Source organism: Paenibacillus sp. 01T422, assembly GCF_056398785.1.
The window spans coordinates 1-7,516 of sequence record NZ_JBFTQB010000402.1; the positions used below are offsets into that span (position 1 = coordinate 1).

Here is a 7,516-nt window from a genome sequence, read left to right on the forward strand (position 1 = left end):
TCATCATAGAAGGCACATGTCATGTCCGACAAGGTTTTCCCCGTTTTGGTCGTGTCAAATATACAAACAGCGCCGATGAACCAGCCTTGCACATAGACACTGTCGAGCTCCTCAAACTTCAAGGTCGTGAGCCCGTTGCACAGAGCAAATAGGCTATTTTCAAATTGCTGGTTATGCATTTGGATGAATTCCTTGTTGTGCTTGGCAGTATTCGTTAGCGCCCGCTCCAAATCAAGAGGATTAACAGGCTTAAGTAAATAATCAGATGCCCCAAGCTGCAGAGCCTCCTGCACATAAGCAAAATCTGAAAATCCGCTTAAGATAATCCACTTCGTGCAAGGTGAGATCGCTTGGCCCAGACGCATCGCCTCCAGCCCGTTCATTCGGGGCATCCGGATATCTATAATGGCGACATTCGGCTTATGTTCATTGACGAGCTCCAGGAGTTCCTCGCCATTAGCTCCCTCGCCTACAATGTGCCAGGAGGATTCCACATCCTGAACCATACTGCGAATGCTCGCCCGAATCAGCTTCTCATCATCAGCAATGATCAATTTCATCCTCGCATCACATCCTTTAAAGGTATTAGGATTTGAACACTGGTTCCTTGATCCTTAGCACTATGAATACTCATCGATGCTCCCTCGAAAGACAGCTGCAACCGCTCCCTGACATTCCGAATGCCTAAGCCCTCCTGCACCTTGCTGGACTCAAATCCCACCCCGTTATCGCTAATATGAATGGCTAATGTTTCTTCCTTCTCGCCAGGAATTGACTGCACGTGAATGTCCATCCTTAGCTCACAACTATGATCACACGGCTCTATGCCATGTATGATCGCATTCTCAATCATCGGCTGCAGCAGCAGCTTCGGAATCAAGAGCGACAGCGCATCCGGATCACAGCTGATATGCACCTGAATCTTCTCAGCGAAACGAACCTGTTGGAGGCCGCAATACTTGTTGATAAAATCAATTTCCTCCTGCAGCTGCGCCCAATCGTTATGTTCTAGGGTGTAGCGCAGCATCCCGCTTAACGATAGAATAGCCCGCTCCAGCTGCATGCTTTGCCCCGTTCGATTGAGGCCAATGAAGCCATTTAACGTGTTGTACAGGAAATGCGGCTGAATTTGCGACTGCAAAGCCCGGTACTCCGCGTTCCGCTTCCCAAGCACGGCCTTATATTCCCGATCGATCAGCTCACCTAGCTTATAGATCATCGTATTCAAATTGCTGCCCAGCTGGGAGATTTCATCGTTTCCTTTTACACGATAAAGTGTATTCATATCCCCGCGCTGCACACGCTTCATCACTTGAATCATCTGCTTGAAAGGCGTAACAATCCAGTGCGAAACTGTGAAATACAGAATTAACGCGATTAACAAACCACTCGCCGCAAAAGCAGTACCGATCCAATATACCCGCTTCAAATGCGTTTGGATGAAAGCCTCTGGCGATAGGATCGCGATCACCCAATTCGAGCGGGAAATCGTTTCCCGAACGACCGAGTAGGAATCCTTCACATCCATGACCGTCCGGCTTCCCGAGGCAATCTGGCTCTGCATCTCGCCAGAAATAGGCTGATTCGCATAGATCAATTGCTGATTATCGTCAAGGATGACCACCTTCGCCCCCTTGCTCAGCCGAATCCCTTTCATCATCTGATCCAAGAGGACCGTGTCGGCATCCGCCATAATAATGCCCAGCGGCCGACTTGAATCCGGGTCCTTGATCAGACGTGTAACCGAGAAAACCTCACTATCTGCGTTATTCAGATAATCTTGCTTATGTACACCCGTGAACGCTACGTTCCCGTCTGCTTTCACCGCCTTGATATACCAATCCTGCTCTTTAAAAGGGARACCTTTCACCGCTTGATCAGAGAAACTGCCTGGCGGCGTAATATAAACAGAACCATCCATCGGCAGAAGAATGGTTCCGAGTATGTCCTTTCGCATATTTTTCAAATAGCTAGGGAGGGTTTTATTCAGTACTTCTTCCGCCTCATATTGCTCATAAGGGGTTAGGAGATTCCATTGAGAGGTAGATTTCAATTTCAAAGCAAGCATCACTTCATTGTTCAAATAAGGAGTAACGGTCATTCGTTCCAAATCGTCCAAATACGTCTGAATATCGAAAGTAAGCGCAGTCAAAGTCCCCTCCAGCAGAGAGGACTCTTGTTCTTTAATTAAATCGAGATAATAGGAGGGCAATTTAACGACAATACCGACATCGTTCCATACAGCAACACCAGACAAAATAATAACAGTTGCCGTCACARGCTTAAGCAGCGGTAAGATCACCGTGAAAAAGAGCTGAAAGCGACCCGCTCCATCGATCATCGCCGCTTCATCCAAATCCCGCGGAATCGTGGAGATGAAACCCGTGTACAAGAAAATCGTCATGGGTAGATTGAAGGTAATGAACAATAGAATAATGCCCCAGTACTGATTCATGCCACCAATATCTACCATAAATTTATACAACGGAACCAGAATAGTCAATGGGGGAACGATTAAAGCGGACACGAAAACCGCATAAATAAATTTATTCCAGCTYGTTTGACGCCGAGCCAGCGGATATGCCGCAATGGAGCCAATCATGACGATCAGGACTACCGAAATGACGGTCACGATGAAGTTGCTCCGGAAAGCATCCGCCAGATGCGCTTCCTTCCAAGCATCCCGGAAGTTATCGAAGTACAGATAGCCTGGAAACGCCCATTTGGAGCTTAGATCGTCGAAGGCTTTGAGAGATGTCGTTATCAAAATATAGAAGGGTAATATGTGCGCCAAACAAATGACGAGGGAGAACAGCGTTAACAGACTTTTCCGTTTGTTCTTCATGCGTTAACCTCCCTCTTTCTAAGAAACAGCAAGGCTGTAATACTCACAATGGAGATCATAATGAACATTAGAATTCCGATCGTAGCCGCATATCCGGCATCTTCCCGCCCGAAATAAAGCAGATACATAATCGAAGACAACGAGGCGGAGGCATAGCCTGGACCGCTGTTGGTCAGTGCGACGATGACGTCAAACAATTTAAGACCGCCAATCAGATTGAGTACCATACTGACTGTAAAAGCAGGAGCAATAAGCGGCCATGTCACATGAGCGAAACGCTGTAAGGGACCCGCTCCGTCAATCGTTGCAGCCTCATAATAATCCCTGGGAATTGACTGCAATCCGGCCAGATAAAGCACCATCGCGATCCCCAAATACTGATACGTGTTGACGAATGTAATAATCCACACATTCAGATTCGGATCTCCCAGCAAATTCGAAGGCTGATCATGAAACAATAGAATAATGTCATTGATAGCACCGCCTTGATACTGGAAGAAGAAGTACCAGATATACCCCATAATCAAGGAGGAGATAATGACCGGCAAATAAATGACCGTACGGACAAGTCCTCGGGTTCGGATATTCAGATTTAAGAATAAAGCGTATAACAAGCCGATGATATTTTGAAAAACAGCACTGCCGACCCCATAGATCGCCGTATTGCGGATAACCTTGAGGATCTCAGGATCCGTGAACATCCGGCTATAATTGCTAAAGCCGATCCATTTGTAGTCTTGATTGTAGCCGTCCCAATTCGTAAATGAAATTTTGATGCCTTTAAAAAACGGATAAAAAATGAAAATAAAAAATAAAAGAAGCGCCGGAATATAGAGCAAATTCAGTAAAGCACCGCTGCGCACGAGGCGACTAAAGGTTGTTTCCGTTTTGCGGGAATGGGTCTGTACAAGCACTGTCCTTGATTCAGCCATAAGATCACCTTCCTCCTTCATGATCATAGAGAAAAGGGGAGGGTGGCTGTCACCCTCCCCATTCCACTATTACTGATTGCGCAGACGTAAATATTCGGATTTCATCTTGTCAGAGAATTGCTGAGGAGAAACCGTTCCCGCGAGCAAAGCAACGCCTGTTTTACACATGACATCCCACATGCCGTTTGGCAGATAAACACGGTCAAAATAAGGGAATACGCGAATATTCTCAAATTGCTTGTAGTATTCGGAGAATTCATGCTTGGATTCGATGTTTTTCAGGCCTGCTGGCAGCTTGGTCGCATTGGCGATTTTGGACATATTGTCTGGTTTGGCAAAGAACGCAATCAGCTTCTTGGATTCTACCAAGTGCTTGCCGTCCTTCCAGGCCCCCATCGTGTAACGCTCACCACCAGAGAAGGATTGGCTGTCTCCGGCGACCATCGAGGTCAGCGGGGCAATGCCGATTTTGGCGCCTTTGTTGTATTTGTACACTTCGTCCGCGAAGGAAGGTGCGCCGAATACGAAAGCTACCTTGCCTTGTGCAAACAGTTGCGGCATATCGCTGTATTTGGCCGTCAGCACATCTTTGTTGATGTACCCCTTCTTGCTCATGTCCTGCAACTTTTGCGCAAGCGGTGTCCATTTGCTCCAATCAAAAGTCCCATCGAGCAGCGTCTTGGCATCGTTCGTTGCCGGAGAGATGTACATCGACGTGGCATACAGATCGGAGAAACCGCCGATCATCCCGTTATCCACACCGGACATGAAGAACGGCGTCACCGCTCCGTTGCTGGATGTCTTGATTTTATCGGCTGCCGCCATCAGTTCATCGAAGGTTTTGGGCGGTGTAATGCTGTATTTTTCAAGAATTTCAGCGTTATAGGAGATCCCGTCTTTCGCTTCGCTCATAACGAGCGCCTCTACTTTGCCATCCTTGTCGGTAACGACAGGTTTAATCGTGTCCGTCATATCTTTTGCCCATGGCTCATTGCGTAGATCAGCTAGATATTTGCCATAACGGATAATCGCCCAACCATGCGTATCGAAGACGTCCGGCAAATCGTTTGCCGCCATTTTAACCTTGAGGATGTTCTCGTATTCTGCGCCGGGGAATTGGAATTCAACGGCAATATTCGGATTTTCCTTTGTAAAATCAGCCGCAATGCCCTTCATCATTTCTTGATTCGGCAGCTCGGAGATCGTACTGTACACCGTTAGTTTGATCTTATCCCCACTCGGTTTGGCATCCGGGGTACTGGCCGCCGTCGTCGTTGTCGGTTTCGTAGTCGCTGCCGGATTGTCCGTCGCGGATGTTCCCGAGCTAGGCCGGCTGGAGCAGCCCATGAAAACAACGGAAATCGTTAGCATCATGGCAGCAACGCTTAAAAATGTTTTTTTCATTTTTACGAATCCTCCCTTTGCATGATTGAAGTGATGACTTGCCATCTGTGAATACGGAATGTTTCACACCTTAATCATACCAATTTTGGTTGCGCTTACAAGTGTGCCAAATCTACGGTGGAAGCGCTATTTTCCATGGGAGGAGCTGTCATATCTTACATTAGCTGAGGTGCTTAAATTGTGGGAGCCAATCTTTGTTCGCTGCGAACATGCGATCAACCATTTCCTGAATCTCAGCTAGACTGAGAACGGCAGACGTTAAAGGATCGAAGCAAATGGCATGATAGATCATCCGAGGATCTCCTGTGAGCGCCCCTTGAACCGCCAACTCCTCGCAGCGGGCGCTAGTATTGACCAGAATAGCCAAATGATCCGGAAGCGCCCCAACGTGAATCGGGCTTAGCCGTCCCTTGGAGGCTAGAACAGGAACCTCGACACAGCAGCCCTGCGGCAAATTATCGATGTACCCCATATTCCGGACGTTGCCGTTAAATTCAAAGAGAGTGCCGTCACCAATCGTCGCATTGAAGATATAGGACGCATACTCCTCGCCGCGCTTCAAATCGATAGGACTGTCTCGCCATTCTTCCATCTGCTTATGCCAGCCACCGCGCAGCTTCTCAGCATAGTTGATGATTTCGGCGTAATGCCCGGGATTCCAGCCTGTGCCATGGGTGCAGTATTTCTCAATCAGATCCGGACGTTTGCGGAACCAGGCATTATATTCCGAATTATGACCACTCGATTCCGTCACATAGTAATCCAGATGGAGAAACATTTCATTGCGGACCTGCTCCTCATTGTAGATTTCAGGCCGCTTCATGACCGCTTCGCGAATGAGTGGGTAAGCGTCTTTGCCCTTCCATTTGTAATCCAAATAGAAGGCTTGATGATTAATGCCCGCGCAGCGGTAGGTAATCTCCTCCATCGGCGCCCCAATCCAACCCGCAAGCATTGCAGCCGTTCCTTGTACGCTATGGCACAAGCCTGTGACTTGCACTTTGCTTTCGCCTTGCATCGCTCTGATCAGCATCGCCATCGGATTCGAATAGTTCAGGAAGATGGCGTCGGGACAGTAGCGCTCAATATCCTTGCAAAGCTCCAGCATCACTGGAATCGTGCGCAAAAAGCGGAAAATACCCGACGGACCTCGGGTATCGCCAATATTGATATCCACGCCGTAAGCTTTGGGGATTTCGATATCCGTGCGCCAGACCTCCAAGTCGCCGACTAGGATGGTACAGACAACGCCATCCGCCCCGGTTAGCGCTTGCTCCCGGTCCGTCGTCGCCTCTACCTTCGCCCTGTACCCTCCTGCGGCGATGATGTTATCAACCGCTGTCTTGGCGTAAGCCAGCCGCTCCTCCGAAATATCCATCAAGGCGATGGTACAAGCCTCAAATGCGGGAAACGTCAGCAAATCTCGAACCAGATTTTTCGTAAACACCAAGCTGCCTGCACCGATAAAAGCAATCTTCGTCATTGTTCACGCTCACTCCTCACTATTTAAGCGAATTACAAACCAAGTCCACCATCAACTGTAAGCTGCTGCCCTGTAATTTGTCCTGCCTGCTCCGATGTGATGAAAAGAACAGCGGACGCAATATCCTTGCCGTTTTGCATGCGACCCATAGGCATCCGCTGGGACGCTTTCTCCAAAGACTTCTCGTCTTCACCCTCCGAAGCAAGGCGAGCCATCTCCCCGTCGGAGGCAACCCAGCCAGGGTGTATGCAGTTCACGCGAATACGCTGCTTGGCTAGCGAGCCTGCCAAATTCAGCGTTAGCGTGACGAGTCCGCCTTTGGAAATCGCATAGGCGAGCGTGTCCGGCGATCCTCTTCTTGCGTGGAGCGAGCCAATATTGACGATATTGCCTCCCCCTCTGCGGATCATGCCTGGGACTGCCGCTTGGCAGGTCAAATAAGCCCCCTTGAGATTAACTCCCATCACAAGATCCCAGAACGCTTCATCCGTCTGGAATAAGTCAGCTCTAGGGAAGATGCCGGCATTGTTCACAAGGATATCCAAGCCGCCGAAAGAGGTCTCTGCGAAGGATACCATCCGCTCCACTTCCGCGCTTTTGGATACATCGCACCGGACAAACTGTGCCGGAAGGCCTTCCCTCCGCCATGCTGCAGCAACGTCTTCCCCTTGCTCATCTACATCAGCAATCACAACGTTCGCTCCTGACAGCAGGAACTGCTCTGCAATAGCGGCGCCGATCCCTTTCGCTGCGCCAGTGACCAGCACGGTTTTACCGTCATATCGCAAGCTGCCTGTATCTTCCATCGTATCCCCTCCTTGATTGCTAGAACTCGTAAGCCCCCTCGGCTGC

At 49.0% G+C, this 7,516-nt stretch carries 6 protein-coding genes; all 6 read right to left on the reverse strand.

Translation table 11 applies throughout. From position 1 onward, the window contains the following. Positions 1-560: response regulator (locus tag AC1DUA_RS21370; protein ID WP_477501692.1), on the reverse strand; the 560-nt coding region annotated here is incomplete at its 3' end. Then, positions 557-2,845 (reverse strand): histidine kinase, encoded by a 2,289-nt coding sequence (locus AC1DUA_RS21375; protein WP_477501693.1) that lies wholly within the window; start codon positions 2,843-2,845, stop codon positions 557-559. The genes AC1DUA_RS21370 and AC1DUA_RS21375, both read right to left, overlap by 4 nt. After that, positions 2,842-3,777: a carbohydrate ABC transporter permease gene (locus AC1DUA_RS21380; protein ID WP_477501694.1), complete on the reverse strand. Its 936-nt coding sequence runs from the start codon at positions 3,775-3,777 to the stop codon at positions 2,842-2,844. Before AC1DUA_RS21380 ends, AC1DUA_RS21375 begins: the two co-directional genes overlap by 4 nt. A 69-nt stretch (positions 3,778-3,846) precedes the next feature. Further along, positions 3,847-5,181 carry an ABC transporter substrate-binding protein gene (locus AC1DUA_RS21385; protein ID WP_477501695.1) on the reverse strand — a complete coding sequence of 445 codons (1,335 nt, stop codon included), beginning with the start codon at positions 5,179-5,181 and terminating at the stop codon, positions 3,847-3,849. 160 nt (positions 5,182-5,341) lie between these two features. After that, entirely contained in the window at positions 5,342-6,664 is a 1,323-nt protein-coding gene (gene melA / locus AC1DUA_RS21390; RefSeq protein ID WP_477501696.1) for an alpha-galactosidase, read from the reverse strand. 32 nt (positions 6,665-6,696) lie between these two features. Next, on the reverse strand, positions 6,697-7,516 hold an 820-nt coding region (locus AC1DUA_RS21395; RefSeq protein ID WP_477501697.1), incomplete at its 5' end, for an SDR family NAD(P)-dependent oxidoreductase.